The sequence below is a fragment of the Streptomyces sp. NPDC008137 genome (assembly GCF_042957035.1).
Taxonomy (GTDB): Bacteria; Actinomycetota; Actinomycetes; order Streptomycetales; family Streptomycetaceae; genus Streptomyces.
Window position 1 is genome coordinate 26,090 of the sequence record NZ_JBIBHN010000048.1, and the last position, 13,692, is coordinate 39,781.

General features: G+C 71.7%; 15 protein-coding genes. 11 read left to right on the forward strand and 4 right to left on the reverse strand.

Going from position 1 to position 13,692, the window contains the following annotated elements; genetic code table 11:
• Positions 1 to 57: 57 nt before the first annotated feature.
• From ACFZBT_RS39050 to ACFZBT_RS39070, 5 genes are all read left to right on the forward strand, one after another.
• Positions 58 to 495 carry an SRPBCC family protein gene (locus ACFZBT_RS39050; RefSeq protein WP_184596455.1) on the forward strand — a complete coding sequence of 146 codons (438 nt, stop codon included), beginning with the start codon at positions 58 to 60 and terminating at the stop codon, positions 493 to 495.
• Between the two features lie 81 nt (positions 496 to 576).
• Entirely contained in the window at positions 577 to 1,746 is a 1,170-nt protein-coding gene (locus ACFZBT_RS39055) for an ArsA-related P-loop ATPase (protein WP_391114727.1), read from the forward strand.
• A gap of 57 nt (positions 1,747 to 1,803) precedes the next feature.
• Positions 1,804 to 2,304 (forward strand): DUF5304 family protein, encoded by a 501-nt coding sequence (locus tag ACFZBT_RS39060; RefSeq protein ID WP_391114730.1) that lies wholly within the window; start codon positions 1,804 to 1,806, stop codon positions 2,302 to 2,304.
• Between the two features lie 71 nt (positions 2,305 to 2,375).
• A complete protein-coding gene (locus ACFZBT_RS39065; RefSeq protein ID WP_391114744.1) occupies positions 2,376 to 3,329 on the forward strand; it encodes an ROK family glucokinase in 954 nt (317 codons plus the stop codon).
• A 113-nt stretch (positions 3,330 to 3,442) separates the two neighbouring features.
• Positions 3,443 to 4,189, forward strand: coding sequence for an endonuclease/exonuclease/phosphatase family protein (locus ACFZBT_RS39070; RefSeq protein ID WP_391114747.1), 747 nt, complete (start codon positions 3,443 to 3,445; stop codon positions 4,187 to 4,189).
• On the opposite strand, the gene ACFZBT_RS39075 is transcribed toward ACFZBT_RS39070, so the two are convergent.
• Positions 4,186 to 4,806, reverse strand: a complete 621-nt coding sequence (locus ACFZBT_RS39075; RefSeq protein ID WP_391114750.1) for a hypothetical protein — start codon at positions 4,804 to 4,806, stop codon at positions 4,186 to 4,188. The genes ACFZBT_RS39070 and ACFZBT_RS39075 overlap by 4 nt on opposite strands.
• On the reverse strand, positions 4,799 to 5,596 hold the full coding sequence (locus ACFZBT_RS39080) for an alpha/beta fold hydrolase (RefSeq protein ID WP_391114753.1): 798 nt from the start codon (positions 5,594 to 5,596) through the stop codon (positions 4,799 to 4,801). Before ACFZBT_RS39080 ends, ACFZBT_RS39075 begins: the two co-directional genes overlap by 8 nt.
• A gap of 202 nt (positions 5,597 to 5,798) precedes the next feature.
• Between ACFZBT_RS39080 and ACFZBT_RS39085 the strand changes: the two genes are divergently transcribed.
• From ACFZBT_RS39085 to ACFZBT_RS39100, 4 genes are read left to right on the forward strand one after another with little or no spacing between them, the layout of a single operon-like run.
• Entirely contained in the window at positions 5,799 to 6,635 is an 837-nt protein-coding gene (locus ACFZBT_RS39085; protein WP_391114756.1) for a 1-acyl-sn-glycerol-3-phosphate acyltransferase, read from the forward strand.
• A 28-nt stretch (positions 6,636 to 6,663) separates the two neighbouring features.
• Positions 6,664 to 7,890, forward strand: coding sequence for a MacS family sensor histidine kinase (gene macS, locus ACFZBT_RS39090; RefSeq protein WP_391114759.1), 1,227 nt, complete (start codon positions 6,664 to 6,666; stop codon positions 7,888 to 7,890).
• A complete protein-coding gene (locus tag ACFZBT_RS39095; RefSeq protein WP_391114761.1) occupies positions 7,887 to 8,576 on the forward strand; it encodes a response regulator in 690 nt (229 codons plus the stop codon). The genes macS and ACFZBT_RS39095 overlap by 4 nt, the downstream gene beginning before the upstream one ends.
• Positions 8,577 to 8,629: 53 nt before the next feature.
• Positions 8,630 to 9,658 carry an ATP-dependent 6-phosphofructokinase gene (locus ACFZBT_RS39100; protein WP_391114764.1) on the forward strand — a complete coding sequence of 343 codons (1,029 nt, stop codon included), beginning with the start codon at positions 8,630 to 8,632 and terminating at the stop codon, positions 9,656 to 9,658.
• 40 nt (positions 9,659 to 9,698) lie between these two features.
• Here the strand turns inward: ACFZBT_RS39100 and ACFZBT_RS39105 are convergent, their stop codons facing one another.
• Positions 9,699 to 11,609, reverse strand: coding sequence for a chorismate-binding protein (locus tag ACFZBT_RS39105; protein WP_391114767.1), 1,911 nt, complete (start codon positions 11,607 to 11,609; stop codon positions 9,699 to 9,701).
• Positions 11,610 to 11,705: 96 nt separating this feature from the next.
• Complete coding sequence (locus ACFZBT_RS39110) at positions 11,706 to 11,762, reverse strand: trp operon leader peptide (RefSeq protein WP_082319877.1); 57 nt, start codon at positions 11,760 to 11,762, stop codon at positions 11,706 to 11,708.
• A 96-nt stretch (positions 11,763 to 11,858) separates the two neighbouring features.
• Between ACFZBT_RS39110 and ACFZBT_RS39115 the strand changes: the two genes are divergently transcribed.
• Positions 11,859 to 13,211: a class II 3-deoxy-7-phosphoheptulonate synthase gene (locus ACFZBT_RS39115; protein ID WP_391114769.1), complete on the forward strand. Its 1,353-nt coding sequence runs from the start codon at positions 11,859 to 11,861 to the stop codon at positions 13,209 to 13,211.
• A gap of 149 nt (positions 13,212 to 13,360) precedes the next feature.
• Complete coding sequence (locus tag ACFZBT_RS39120; protein ID WP_251057968.1) at positions 13,361 to 13,603, forward strand: bacterioferritin-associated ferredoxin; 243 nt, start codon at positions 13,361 to 13,363, stop codon at positions 13,601 to 13,603.
• Positions 13,604 to 13,692 lie beyond the last annotated feature (89 nt).

The following is a 13,692-nucleotide window of genomic DNA, read 5'->3' on the forward strand; positions in this document are numbered from 1 at the left end:
TGCACACACGTGCGCACGACGACGTCTTACCGGCCCGTATCTGGAGGAGCCACGGCGATGGCGGAACACACCAGCTCGAGCATCACCATCGAGGCAGCCCCGGCCGACGTCATGGCGGTCATCTCCGACTTCGCCCGCTACCCGGACTGGACCGGCGAGGTGAAGGAGGCGGAGGTCCTGAAGACCGACGAGCAGGGCCGCGCCGAGCAGGTCCGCCTCGTCATGGACGCGGGAGCGATCAAGGACGACCAGGTGCTCGGGTACACCTGGACCGGCGAGAACGAGGTGTCCTGGACGCTGGTGAAGTCCCAGATGCTGCGCTCTCTGGACGGCTCGTACATCCTCAAGCCGGCCGGCGCGGGGGGCACGGAGGTCACGTACGTGCTGACCGTGGACGTCAAGATCCCGATGCTGGGGATGATCAAGCGGAAGGCCGAGAAGGTCATCATCGACCGGGCGCTCGCCGGGTTGAAGAAGCGGGTCGAATCCGCCTGATTGCGGTCGTCGGCCGGCTGCGGGCCGGTGGGGGTTGTTCGCGCGGTCCCCGCGCCCCTTCAGGGGTTACCGTTCATTCTCATGCGCACCATCCTGATCACCGGCCCCGGCGGTAGCGGGCGTACCACCCTCGCCGCCGCGACCGCCCTGGCCGCGGCGACGAAGGGGACCAACACCCTCGTCCTCAGCGCCGACCGCACGGACACCCTCGGTGCCGCCCTCGGTGTCCCGACCGGCCCCACCCCGGTCGAAGCCGCACCGCGTCTCACCGCCTGGCGGCCCGACCCCGCCCAGGACTTCCGCGAGGACCTCACCGCCCTCCAGGACCGTGCCTCCTCCGCCCTGGACCTCCTCGGCGCCTCCCGGCTGGATCCCGAGGAACTCACCCCGCTGCCCGGCGCGGAGGAACTCGCCCTGCTGCGCGCCCTGCGCGATGCCGCGCTGTCGGAGTCGTACGACCTCCTGGTCGTCGACCTGCCGCCGACACCGCAGGCCCTCGCCCTGCTCGCCCTGCCCGAGGAACTGCGCCGCTATCTGCGCCGTCTGCTGCCGCCCGAACGGCAGGCCGCCCGCGCCCTGCGGCCCGTCCTGGGACGGCTCGCCGGCGTTCCCATGCCCGCCGAGTGGCTGTACGAGACGGCAGGGCGCTGGGATCTGGAGCTGGCGGCCGTGGAGGCGGTCGTCGCCGACCGCGACACCGTCGTACGGCTGGTCGCCGAGCCGGGCCCGGCCGGTGCCGACGCCGTCCGCACCGCCGGCCTCGGTCTCGCCCTGCGCGGCCTGCGCACCGACGTCGTGGTCGCCAACCGCGTCCTGCCCGAGGCGTCCCCGGACACCTGGCTCGCCGGGCCGGTCGCCCAGCAGCGCAAGACGCTGGAGGAGTGGCGGGAGGCGCACGACGTGCGCGCCGTCGCCCACCTCGGACGCGACCCGCGCGGCGCCGACGACCTCACCGCCCTCGATGTGCCCGGCGCCGAGCACGCCGCCTCCCCGGTCGAATGGCCCGTGACCGACCGGCTCGGCGAGGACGGTGTGCTCGTCTGGCACATCCCGCTGCCCGGCGCCATACGCGAGGAGCTGGACCTCGTCCGGCGGGGCGACGAACTGGTCGTCACCGCGGGGCGGTTCCGCCGTATCGTCCCGCTGCCCTCCGCGCTGCGCCGCTGCACCGTCGACGGGGCCGCCCTGCGCGAGGGCGCGCTGCGCATCCGCTTCGCACCCGACCCGAAACTGTGGCCGCGGGCCCGGTGAGCGCGGTACGCCCGTTCGGGTAACGTCGTAGGGACGAACCGTAGTCAGGAGTCCGTCATGAGCGAAGAGCTCCCCCCGTCCGACGCCGCCCGCGAAGAGGCCGTGGACGAGGTACGGGCGACCGACGCCGACGCCTGGGCGACCGCGTGCGCCGAGGACCTCGAGGCGGAGAAGGCCCGCCGCCGCGCCGAGTACGGCCCGCCCCCGGGCTCCGCGGCCGAGGAACTGAAGAAGCTCGTCGACGCCGTCGCGGACAAGCTGTCCGGCCTGGAGTCCCCGCTGTTCGGCGCGGTCGCCGGGCCCGCCGCCCAGCAGGTCGTCCGGCAGGTCGTCCAGCAGGCCAAGGACGCCGTGGAACCCGTCATCGAGCGCAATCCGGACGTCTTCGACCACCTCGCGGCGGCCGGGAACGAACTGCTCGCCGCCTACCGCTCCGCCGTGCAGGCCCAGGAGCGGCGCTGGACCGGCCGGGGCGACGACACCGACCCCCGTGACCTGGACGAACGCCGTGACCGGGGCGACGACGACGGCCCCGGGGAACGCATCGACCTGGACTGAGCCCCCGGCCGAGCCCCCGGCCTCTCGGGTACCGTTGGCCGTAGCGGGGCTCGACCGAAACTGAGGGATTCATGGGACTCACCATCGGCGTCGACATCGGCGGCACGAAGATCGCGGCCGGCGTGGTCGATGAGGAAGGCAACATCCTCTCGACCCACAAGGTGCCGACCCCGGGCACGGCCGAGGGCATCGTGGACGCCATCGCCTCGGCGGTGGAGGGCGCGCGCGTCGGGCACGACATCGTCGGCGTGGGCATCGGCGCCGCCGGCTATGTGAACCGGCAGCGCTCCGAGGTCTACTTCGCGCCCAACATCCACTGGCGCAACGAGCCGCTCAAGGAGAAGGTCGAGGCCCGTGTGGGCCTTCCGGTGGTCGTCGAGAACGACGCGAACGCCGCGGCGTGGGGCGAGTACAAGTTCGGCGGCGGCAAGGGCCACCGCAACGTCATCTGCATCACCCTGGGCACCGGCCTCGGCGGCGGCATCATCATCGGCAACAAGCTGCGCCGCGGGCACTTCGGCGTGGCCGCCGAGTTCGGCCACATCCGCATGGTGCCGGACGGCCTGCTGTGCGGCTGCGGCTCGCAGGGCTGCTGGGAGCAGTACGCCTCCGGGCGCGCGCTCGTCCGGTACGCCAAGCAGCGCGCCAACGCCACCCCGGAGAACGCCGAGATCCTGCTCGGCCTCGGTGACGGCACGCCCGAGGGCATCGAGGGCAAGCACATCTCCATGGCCGCCCGCCAGGGCGACCGTGTGGCCGTCGACTCCTACCGCGAGCTGGCCCGATGGGTCGGCGCGGGCCTCGCCGACCTCGCCTCCCTCTTCGACCCCTCCGCGTTCATCGTGGGCGGCGGCCTCTCCGACGAGGGCGAACTCGTCCTCGGCCCGATCCGCAAGTCCTACAAACGCTGGCTGGTCGGCGGCAACTGGCGCCCGGTGGCGGAGGTAAGGGCCGCGGAACTGGGCAACAAGGCGGGCCTGGTGGGAGCGGCGGACCTGGCGAGGGAACCCGACCCGATCATGTAGACGCCTTCAGGGTTGTGCCCCAAGGGGCGCGGGGAACTGCGCGACAGGCCACGAACAACCGGCACTCGCGCACAACCCTCGCGCCCCGAGCCATTGGGCGTAAATTGACCAACATGGCGCCGCTCCCCAACTCCCGTACCGAACCCGACGGTTCCGCAGTCATCAGGGTCCTCAGCTACAACATCCGCTCGATGCGCGACGACACAGCCGCCCTGGCCCGCGTCATCAGGGCCTGCGAGCCCGACCTGGTCCTCGTCCAGGAAGCCCCCCGCTTCTTCCGCTGGCGCAAGAAACTCGCCCGCCTGGCCCGCGCGGCCGACCTGGTGATCGTCACCGGCGGCGCCACCACCACCGGACCGGCGATCCTCAGTTCGCTCCGGGCGGGGGTGGAACGCACAGAGGACATCCTCCTGCCCCCCACCCCCGGCCTGCACCGCCGCGGCTTCGCCACCGCCGTCGTCCGGTTCGCCGGCACCCGGCTCGGCGTCCTGAGCTGTCATCTGTCGCTGCAGAAGGACGAGCGCTACGAGCAGGGCGGCATGCTCCTCGACCGGCTCGCCGGGATGGGAGTGGAGCACGCGATCGCCGGCGGCGACCTGAACGAACGCCCGGACGGCCGCACCTTCCGCCGGCTGACCGACGGTCTCACCGACTGCCGGGCCGCCGCGCCCTGGGGCGGCGAGCACACCTGGACCCCCGCCGACCCCTACCAGCGCATCGACGCGATCTTCGCGACCAAGGGCATCGAGGTGCTGGGCTGCGGCGTGCCGGCCGGGCTCCCCGGGGTGACCGGGACAGACCTGAGGGCGGCCACGGACCACCTCCCGGTCCTGGCCGCCCTCAGGGTGCCGGCAAGCTAGACGACCGCCCCGCGCCCCGGGTCCTCGTCGTCCTCGTCGTCCGTCCGCATCCGCATCACCAGCGTCGCGAACCCGCCCAGGAACCCGCCGATCCCCGCCGTGGCCAGCCACCATGTCATCTCCCAGCCGAGCACCACGGCCAGCAGAAGCAGCACCGGGCCGCCGAGCACGCCCAGCCAGGCGAACTTCGCGGTGACGTCCGCCTCCGGCAGCGGGGGCGGCTCCGGCGGCACGAAGTGGCCTTCGTCGTCCTCGTCGAAGTCGTCCTCGGCGGGCTCGGGCGCGGAGTAGTCACGCGGGCCGACGCCGGGGGCGAAGGAGACGGAGCCGCCGAGCGGCTTGGCCGGCTTGTCCCCGGGCTCCTTGACCTCCGGTCCCTCGGGCTCGGAGGGCTTCGCGGCGTCCTTGACCGTCCCGGCCGTGTCCATGCGGTCGTCGTTGGTCGGAGACTCGAGCAGCGCCAGATCCTCGATCGACTTGAACGGCTTGGCGCCCGGCGGGTCCGGCGGCTCCTCGCCGTACGCGGCGACGATCGCGGCCCAGGCGGCCTCCTCGTCGAACGGGACGCCCTGCTCGTCCGGCTCACGGCCCTCGCGGTCCGAGTCGTGCTCAGCCACCTGCGGTCGTCCCTTCCTTGCCGAGACCGGGCTCCTTGCCGAGGCCGGACGCGAGCCGGCCGATGAACTCGACGCTCTCCTCGAAGATCCGGTCCGCGTCATGGTCCAACGTGGCGACGTGGTAGCTCTGTTCCAGGATGACCTCTTTCACATCCGTCGAGGAGATGCGGCTGAGGACACGGGCCGAGTCGGCGGGCGGCACCACATGGTCCTGCGGGCTGCGCAGCAGCAGCACCGGCTGCGTGACCTGCGGCAGCTCGCCGTCGACGATCCGGAAGAACTGGCGCAGGGAGTGCGCCGCGTGCAGTGGGACCCGGTCGTAGCCGAGCTCCCGGCTGTCCGGCTTGGCGATGTCGCTGGCGATGCCCTTGGTCGCCGGGACGAGGTGGCGGACCACGGGCAGGGCGTGCGCGGCCAGGCCGTGCACCTTGTTCGCCGGGTTGACGACCACCACGCCGCTGACGGCGTCGCCGTGCTTCGCGGCGAGGCGCAGGGCCAGGGCGCCGCCCATGGACAGACCGGCCACGAACACCTGCTCGCGGCGCTCGCACAGGAGGCGCAGTTCGCGGTCCACCTCCGCGTACCAGTCCTGCCAGCCGGTGATCCGCAGGTCCTCCCAGCGGGTGCCGTGCCCGGGCAGCAGCGGCAGGGAGACGGTCAGACCGCGCTCGGCGAGATGCTCCGCCCAGGGGCGCAGCGACTGCGGTGATCCGGTGAAACCGTGGCAGAGGAGGACGGCGACCTCCCCGCCCTCGTGGCGAAACGGCTCGGCTCCGGAAAGGACCGGCACCTTCGGCCTCCTGGTCGTGAGAAGGGACTGACACGATCACGGAATGTCACGGAACGTCATGGAAGGGGTCGCACGTCGTTCGCGGGACCTTCACCGTACGCGACCGCACTGACACCGACCAGGGCCGTCGGCGCCTTTGACAGCGCTCCGGGTTAAGGTCTGAGCGACACATACAGGAGGCACTCGGTTGTTGTACGGCGCGATGAAGGTCGCTGTTGGGGGACCGCTGAAGGTCGCCTTCAGGCCCTGGGTGGAAGGCCTGGAGAACGTTCCCGCAGAGGGCGCCGCGATCCTGGCGAGCAACCACCTGTCCTTCTCGGACTCGTTCTTCCTGCCCGCGGTACTGGACCGCAAGGTCACGTTCATCGCGAAGGCGGAGTACTTCACCACGCCCGGAGTGAAGGGCCGGATGACGGCCGCCTTCTTCAAGGGCGTCGGCCAGCTGCCCGTGGACCGCTCCGGCGCGCGCGGCGCGGGTGAGGCCGCCATCAAGAGCGGCATAGAGGTGCTGGAGCGCGGCGAGCTGTTCGGTATCTACCCGGAGGGCACGCGCTCGCCCGACGGCCGGCTCTACCGGGGCAAGCCGGGCGGCCTGGCACGCGTGGCCCTCGCCACCGGCGCCCCCGTCCTCCCCGTGGCGATGATCGACACGGAGAAGATCCAGCCGCCCGGCAAGGTCATGCCGAAGCTGATGCGCCCGGGCATCCGGATCGGCAAGCCCCTGGACTTCAGCCGCTACCAGGGCATGGAGCACGACCGCTTCGTGCTGCGCGCGGTGACCGACGAGGTCATGTACGAGATCATGAAGCTCTCCGGCCAGGAGTACGTCGACATGTACGCGACGGCCATGAAGCGGCAGCTCGCGGACGCGGCGAAGGCCGACAAGGAAGCCGAGAAGGCGGCGAAGGCCGCACTCGCGCGGGCGGAGAAGGAACAGGCCGCGAAGGAGAAGGCCGCGAAGGAGAAGGCCGAGCGGGACCAGGCCGAGAAGGACCAGGCCGGGCAGGACCGGACGGAGCAGCGGCGGACCGAGCCCTAGTCGGGGCTCCGAGCCGGGGGGCGGGGAGATGGCCAAGCGCGAGCGTGTCATGAGGATGTCGGTCGAGCAGCCGCTGTGGCGTGCGCTGACCGGCTACCGGGTGCTCACGATGCTGTACGCGGTGGGCCTGTTCGCCACCGCCTACGACGAGTTCACCCGCCCCTGGGTCGCCGTCGCCTACTACGCCGTGCTGAGCGTGTGGACCCTGGCCACCCTGCCCCGGGTCGCGAACGCCGCCGGCTGCACCAAGGGGTTCCTCGCCGCCGACCTCACCATCGCGATCACCGGCATCATGCTCACGCCCGTCGCCGACGCCCACGAGCGGGTCCAGTCCGGCGGCCCGACCCTGCCGTCGATCTGGACCGCCGGAGCCGTCCTCGCCTTCGCCGTCAAGGGCGGCTGGCGCTGGGCCGCCCTCGCCTCCGGCCTCGTCGCCGTCGCCAACCTGGTCGAACGCGGCACCCCGGCCCGCGACACCGTCCACAACGTCATCCTCGTCTGCATCGCCTCCATCGCCATCGGCTACGTCGTCGAGGTCGCCCGCGCCTCCGAGCGCACCCTCGCCCGCGCACTGGAGATCGAGGCCGCCACCAGGGAGCGGGAGCGGCTCGCCCGGGACATCCACGACAGCGTGCTCCAGGTCCTGGCGATGGTGCAGCGACGCGGTGCGGTGCTCGGAGGCGAGGCGGCCGAGCTGGGCCGGATGGCGGGCGAGCAGGAGGTCGCGCTGCGCACCCTGGTCTCCGGCGGGCTCGTGCCCGTCTCCCGGGTCTCGGAGGACGCCACCGAGGGCGCGGTCGTCCGGTCCGTCGACGAGGAGCCGCGGGACAGCGGCCCCGTCGACCTGCGCGTCCTGCTCGCGCCCTACGCCGGGGCCAAGGTCAGCCTCGCCGAGCCCGGCGCGCCCGTGCCGCTGGCCCAGGCTGCCGCCCGGGAGGTGGCCGCCGCCGTCGGAGCGGCCCTGGACAACGTCCGCCGGCACGCCGGTGAGGACGCACGCGCGTGGATCCTGGTCGAGGACGAGCCGGACGAGGTGATCGTCACCGTCCGGGACGACGGCCCCGGCATCCCCGAGGGACGGCTCGCCCAGGCCGAGGGCGAGGGGCGGCTCGGTGTCGCCCTGTCGATCCGCGGCCGGCTGCGCGACCTCGGCGGCAGCGCGGAACTGATCTCGGTGCCGGGCCAGGGCACAGAGGTCGAGCTGAAAGTACCGAAGGACCTGACGAACGCACGGGGGAAGGCGGAGCGGCGATGACGGAGAGCGGTGCGGGCGGGCGGGACCCGATCAAGGTCATGGTGGTCGACGACCACCCCATGTGGCGTGACGCCGTCGCCCGCGACCTGGCCGAGTCGGGCTTCGAGGTGGTCGCCACCGCGGGCGACGGCGACCAGGCCGTGCGCCGCGCCAAGGCCGCCGCGCCCGATGTCCTCGTGCTGGACCTGAACCTGCCCGCCAAGCCCGGCGTCCAGGTCTGCAAGGAGGTCGTCGCCGCCAACCCCGCGCTGCGCGTCCTGGTGCTGTCCGCGAGCGGTGAGCACGCCGACGTCCTGGAGGCCGTGAAGTCCGGCGCGACCGGCTACCTGCTGAAGTCGGCCTCCACCGGGGAACTCCAGGACGCGGTGCGCCGCACGGCCGTCGGCGACCCGGTCTTCACCCCCGGCCTCGCCGGACTGGTCCTCGGCGAGTACCGCCGCCTGGCCTCCGAACCCGTCCCCGCGCAGGACACCGACGAACCGAAGGCGCCCCGGCTCACCGACCGCGAGACCGAGGTGCTGCGCCTGGTCGCCAAGGGCCTGAGCTACAAGCAGATCGCCGAACGCCTGGTCATCTCCCACCGCACGGTGCAGAACCACGTCCAGAACACCCTCGGCAAGCTCCAGCTGCACAACCGCGTGGAGCTGGTCAGGTACGCGATAGAGCGCGGCCTCGACGACGAGTGAGGCGCACGTCACACTGACCCTTCGTCAGGCACCTGCGGCGAAGGGACTGTTCCATGCGCGTCGGAGTACTGACCGGAGGCGGCGACTGCCCCGGCCTCAACGCCGTCATCCGGGCCATCGTCCGCAAGGGCGTGCAGGAGTACGGCTATGACTTCACCGGCTTCCGGGACGGCTGGCGAGGACCCCTGGAAGGCGACACCGTCCGGCTCGACATCCCCGCCGTGCGCGGCATCCTGCCCCGCGGCGGCACCATCCTCGGCTCCTCGCGGACCAACCCGCTGAAGGAGGAGAACGGCATCCGCCGTATCAAGGAGACCCTCGCCGAGCTGGAGGTCGAGGCGCTCGTCGCCATCGGCGGCGAGGACACCCTGGGCGTGGCCGCCCGGCTCTCCGACGACCACGGCGTGCCCTGCGTAGGCGTCCCGAAGACCATCGACAACGACCTGTCCGCCACCGACTACACCTTCGGCTTCGACACCGCGGTCGGCATCGCGACCGAGGCGATCGACCGGCTGCACACCACCGCCGAGTCCCATATGCGGGTCCTGGTCGTCGAGGTGATGGGCCGGCACGCCGGCTGGATCGCCCTCCACTCGGGCCTGGCCGGCGGCGCGAACGTCATCCTCATCCCCGAGCAGCGATTCGACGTCGAGCAGGTCTGCGCCTGGGTGACGTCCCGCTTCAAGGCGTCGTACGCGCCGATCGTGGTCATCGCCGAGGGGGCGATGCCGAAGGACGGCGACATGGTCCTCAAGGACCAGTCGCTGGACTCCTTCGGGCACGTCCGCCTCTCCGGCGTCGGCGAGTGGCTGGCCAAGCAGATCGAGAAGCGCACGGGCAAGGAGGCCCGCACCACGGTCCTGGGCCATGTCCAGCGCGGCGGCACCCCCAGCGCCTTCGACCGCTGGCTCGCCACCCGCTTCGGCCTGCACGCCATCGACTGCGTCCGCGACGGCGACTTCGGAACGATGGTGGCCCTGCGCGGCACCGACATCGTCCGGGTCCCGATCGCCGACGCGACGGCCCGCCTGAAGACGGTGGCCCCCACGCTGTACGAGGAGGTCGGCGTCTTCTTCGGCTGACCGGGACACGGACGTCCGGGGGCGACGGGCCCCCGGACGGCTACACGGTCGTGTTGCGCATCCGCCCCACCAACTCCCGTACGACCGCGGCGCCGTTCAGCGTCAGGATCGACTCCGGATGGAACTGCACCCCGGCGAACCCGGGCCCGCGAACGGCGTGCACCTCGCCGTTCGCGGCCCGGCTGACCTCGACGCCGTGCGCGGCCAGCTCCTGGTGGGCCTCTTCGTCGCAGCGTGCCACGAAACTGTTGTAGAAGCCGACGGTCTCGCGCCGGCCGAACAGCTCGATCTCCGTCTGCGCGCCCTGGTACGGGACGTCCTTCCGTACGATCTCGAGACCCAGCTCGGCCGCGATCAGCTCGTGCCCGAGGCAGACGCCGAGCACGCCGTGCTTCTCGGCCCGGATGACCTCGGCCGTCAGCGCGCGCAGGAACCGCATCTTCGGATCGGCCAGGTCGGACGGATCACCCGGGCCGGGCCCCAGCACCACCGGCCCCGTGTGCCCGAGCACCGCCTCCCGCAGCCCCGCCTCGTCGTAGCGCCGGACGGTCACCTCCAGACCGCTCGACCGCAGCACATGCGCGAGCATCGCGGTGAAAGTGTCCTCGCCGTCGACGACCAGGGCGTGTCCGGCGAGCTCCTCGGAGCGCTCCTGCATCCGCAGCCAGAACGGCGCCAGCGACGCCCGGCGCCCGTCGAGCGCGGCACGCACGCGTGGGTCCTCGGCGAGCCTCGGCCGCACGGACTCCGCACGCGGCCTGCCCGGCCGTACGCCCAGGGCCGCCAGCACACCCGCCGCCTTCGCGTGCGTCTCCGCGACCTCGCTCTCGGGGTCGGACCCGCGCACGAGCGTGGCGCCGACCGGCACCCGCAGCCGGCCGTCCGCGTCGATGTCGGCGGTACGGATGAGGATGGGGGAGTCCAGGGTCTGCGTCCCGCCGGAATCCCGCCCGAGGAGGGCCAGTGCCCCGGCGTAGTAGCCACGTCCCCCTGCCTCGTGCCGCTCGATCACCCGGCAGGCGTTCTGCACCGGCGAGCCGGTGACGGTCGCCGCGAACATGGTCTCCCTCAGCACCTCCCGCGCGTCCAGCGAGGACTTCCCGCGCAGCTCGTACTCGGTGTGCGCGAGGTGCGCCATCTCCTTCAGCCGGGGTCCGACCACGACGCCGCCCATGTCGCCGACGGTGCACATCATCTTGAGCTCCTCGTCGACGACCATCGACAGCTCCTCGATCTCCTTGCCGTCGGCGAGGAAGCCGAGCAGATGCTCGGGGGTCGGCCCCTCGGCGGGGTAGCGGTAGGTGCCGCTGATCGGGTTCATGACGACCGTGCCGCCGGACATCCGGACGTGCACCTCCGGGCTCGCCCCGACCAGCGTCCGCCCACCCGTCTCCCGCCCCCGCCCTTCCAGGGAAGGCCCTTCGGGCCCTTCTTGATTTCCGGTGTGCACGACGAACGTCCAGTACGCGCCCCGCTCGCCCTCCAGCAGCCGCCGGAACAGCGCCAGCGCGTCGGCCCGCCCGAACCCGGGGATCTCACCCTCGTACGTCCGCCGGATCACGAAGTTCGCGCCCTCGCCCCGCCCGATCTCCTCCCGCAGTACCCGCCCGACGATCTCCGCGTACTCCCCGTCGGCCACGTCGAAGCCGCCGCCCTCGACCCGCACGTCATGCCCCGGAAGCTGTGCCAGGGCCTCGGCCAGCGGCATCTCGTACGACTCCTCGGGCGTCAGCACCGCCAGGGGCGTGCCGTCGTCGCGGACGTCGAAGCCGCGCTCGCGGATCTGCCGGAAGGGGACGAGTGCGAGGCCTTCGTCCGGCAGGTCGGCGAGACGGTCGTACTCGGCGACCGGGCCGATCAGGACCTCGACCCGTTCCTGGTCGTGGCCCGGGGTGCGGCGGCGCAGCAGGGCGAACGGACGGGGGTCGTCCAGCAAGCCGAGCAGATTCATGGGTCCGTGCTCCATCTCGGTGAGAGAGGAACGGACCCCGGGAAACACCGAAGGCCGCCCCTCGGGCGGCCTTCGCGAAGTCAGTCGTACGCGCAGTCAGTGGGCCGCCGGATGAGCGGTCCACCACCAGGTCTGGATCGAGTGCGCGAACATGCGACGCACCTTATCCCATGTCCGAGGGCTGTACCCGGTGTCTCAATTGCTGGGCATGGGTCAGGACGCCCGACACGACCCCGTAATGTTGAGGTCGTGACCGTGAACGCTAAGACCAGCGCGAGTGCTGGCAACACCTGGCGAGACCTGCCCGCGGCGCAGCAGCCCGAGTACCCCGACACCGAGGCTCTGCGCGCAGTCGTTGCGGACCTCGAGTCGTATCCGCCGCTCGTCTTCGCGGGCGAGTGCGACCAGCTGCGCGCCCGGATGGCGGCCGTCGCCAAGGGAGAGGCGTTCCTCCTCCAGGGCGGCGACTGCGCCGAGGCCTTCGACGCCGTGTCCGCGGACCACATCCGCAACAAGCTGAAGACGCTGCTCCAGATGGGCGCCGTGCTCACGTACGCCGCCTCCGTGCCCGTGGTGAAGGTCGGCCGGATCGCCGGCCAGTACTCCAAGCCGCGCTCCAAGGGCACCGAGACCCGCGACGGCGTGACCCTGCCGACCTACCGCGGCGACTCGGTCAACGGCTTCGACTTCAACGAGGCCGCCCGCATCCCGGACCCCGAGCGCCTGAAGCGGATGTACCACGCGTCCGCCTCCACGCTGAACCTGGTGCGCGCCTTCACCACCGGCGGCTACGCCGACCTGCGCCAGGTGCACGCCTGGAACCAGGACTTCGTGAAGTCGTCCCCCTCGGGACAGCGCTACGAGCAGCTGGCGCGCGAGATCGACCAGGCGCTGAACTTCATGCACGCCTGCGGGGCCGACCCGGAGGAGTTCAAGACCGTCGAGTTCTACGCCTCCCACGAGGCGCTGCTGCTCGACTACGAGTCCGCCCTGACCCGGGTCGACTCGCGCACCGGGCAGCTGTACGACGTCTCCGGGCACATGGTGTGGATCGGCGAGCGCACCCGGCAGCTGGACCACGCGCATGTCGAGTTCGCCTCGAAGATCCGCAACCCGATCGGCATCAAGCTGGGCCCGACGACCACGGCCGAGGACGCGCTGCAGTACATCGAGCGCCTCGACCCGGAGCGTGAGCCGGGCCGGCTGACCTTCATCGTCCGCATGGGCGCCGACAAGGTCCGCGACAAGCTCCCCGAGCTGGTCGAGAAGGTCACCGCCTCGGGCGCCACCGTGGCCTGGGTGACCGACCCGATGCACGGCAACACCTTCGAGGCGGCCTCCGGGCACAAGACCCGCCGCTTCGACGACGTGCTCGACGAGGTCAAGGGCTTCTTCGAGGTCCACAAGGCGCTCGGCACCCACCCGGGCGGCATCCACGTGGAGCTCACCGGCGACGACGTCACCGAGTGCGTGGGCGGCGGCGACGAGATCTTCGTCGACGATCTGCACCAGCGCTACGAGACGGCCTGCGACCCGCGGCTCAACCGCAGCCAGTCGCTCGACCTGGCGTTCCTCGTGGCCGAGATGTACAGGGACCAGTAGCGGGATCGCCTGTTACCCGGACATGGACTGGGGCGCGGATCACACGATCCGCGCCCCTCTCCACTTTTGTGGCTCCCACCCGGCGGGTAAGGTTAGGTTAGCCTCACCGATCAACGGGACGGCACCAGAGAACGAAACCCCGCCGGGAGGTGAGCCGCGTGTACATCTGCAGTTGCTTCGGGATCACCGAGCAGCAGGTCAAGCAGCACGCGGACAGCGGTGCCTGCACCCCCCGCCAGATAGCCTCCGCCTGCAAGGCGGGTACGGACTGCGGGTCGTGCGTACGCCGTATCCAGGCGCTCCTCGGCAGGGGCGCGTGCCCTCGCCGGGACATGGCCGACCGGGGTGAACCGGTGCTCTCGGACCTGTCGGATCTGGAAGACGCCGCCTAGGTCGTGTCCGCAAAGTGGCGGCATCGTTGGTTTGTTCGTGGTGCGTCGTCATGAGCTGACTGATGAGTCGTGGGCGGTGATCGAGCCGT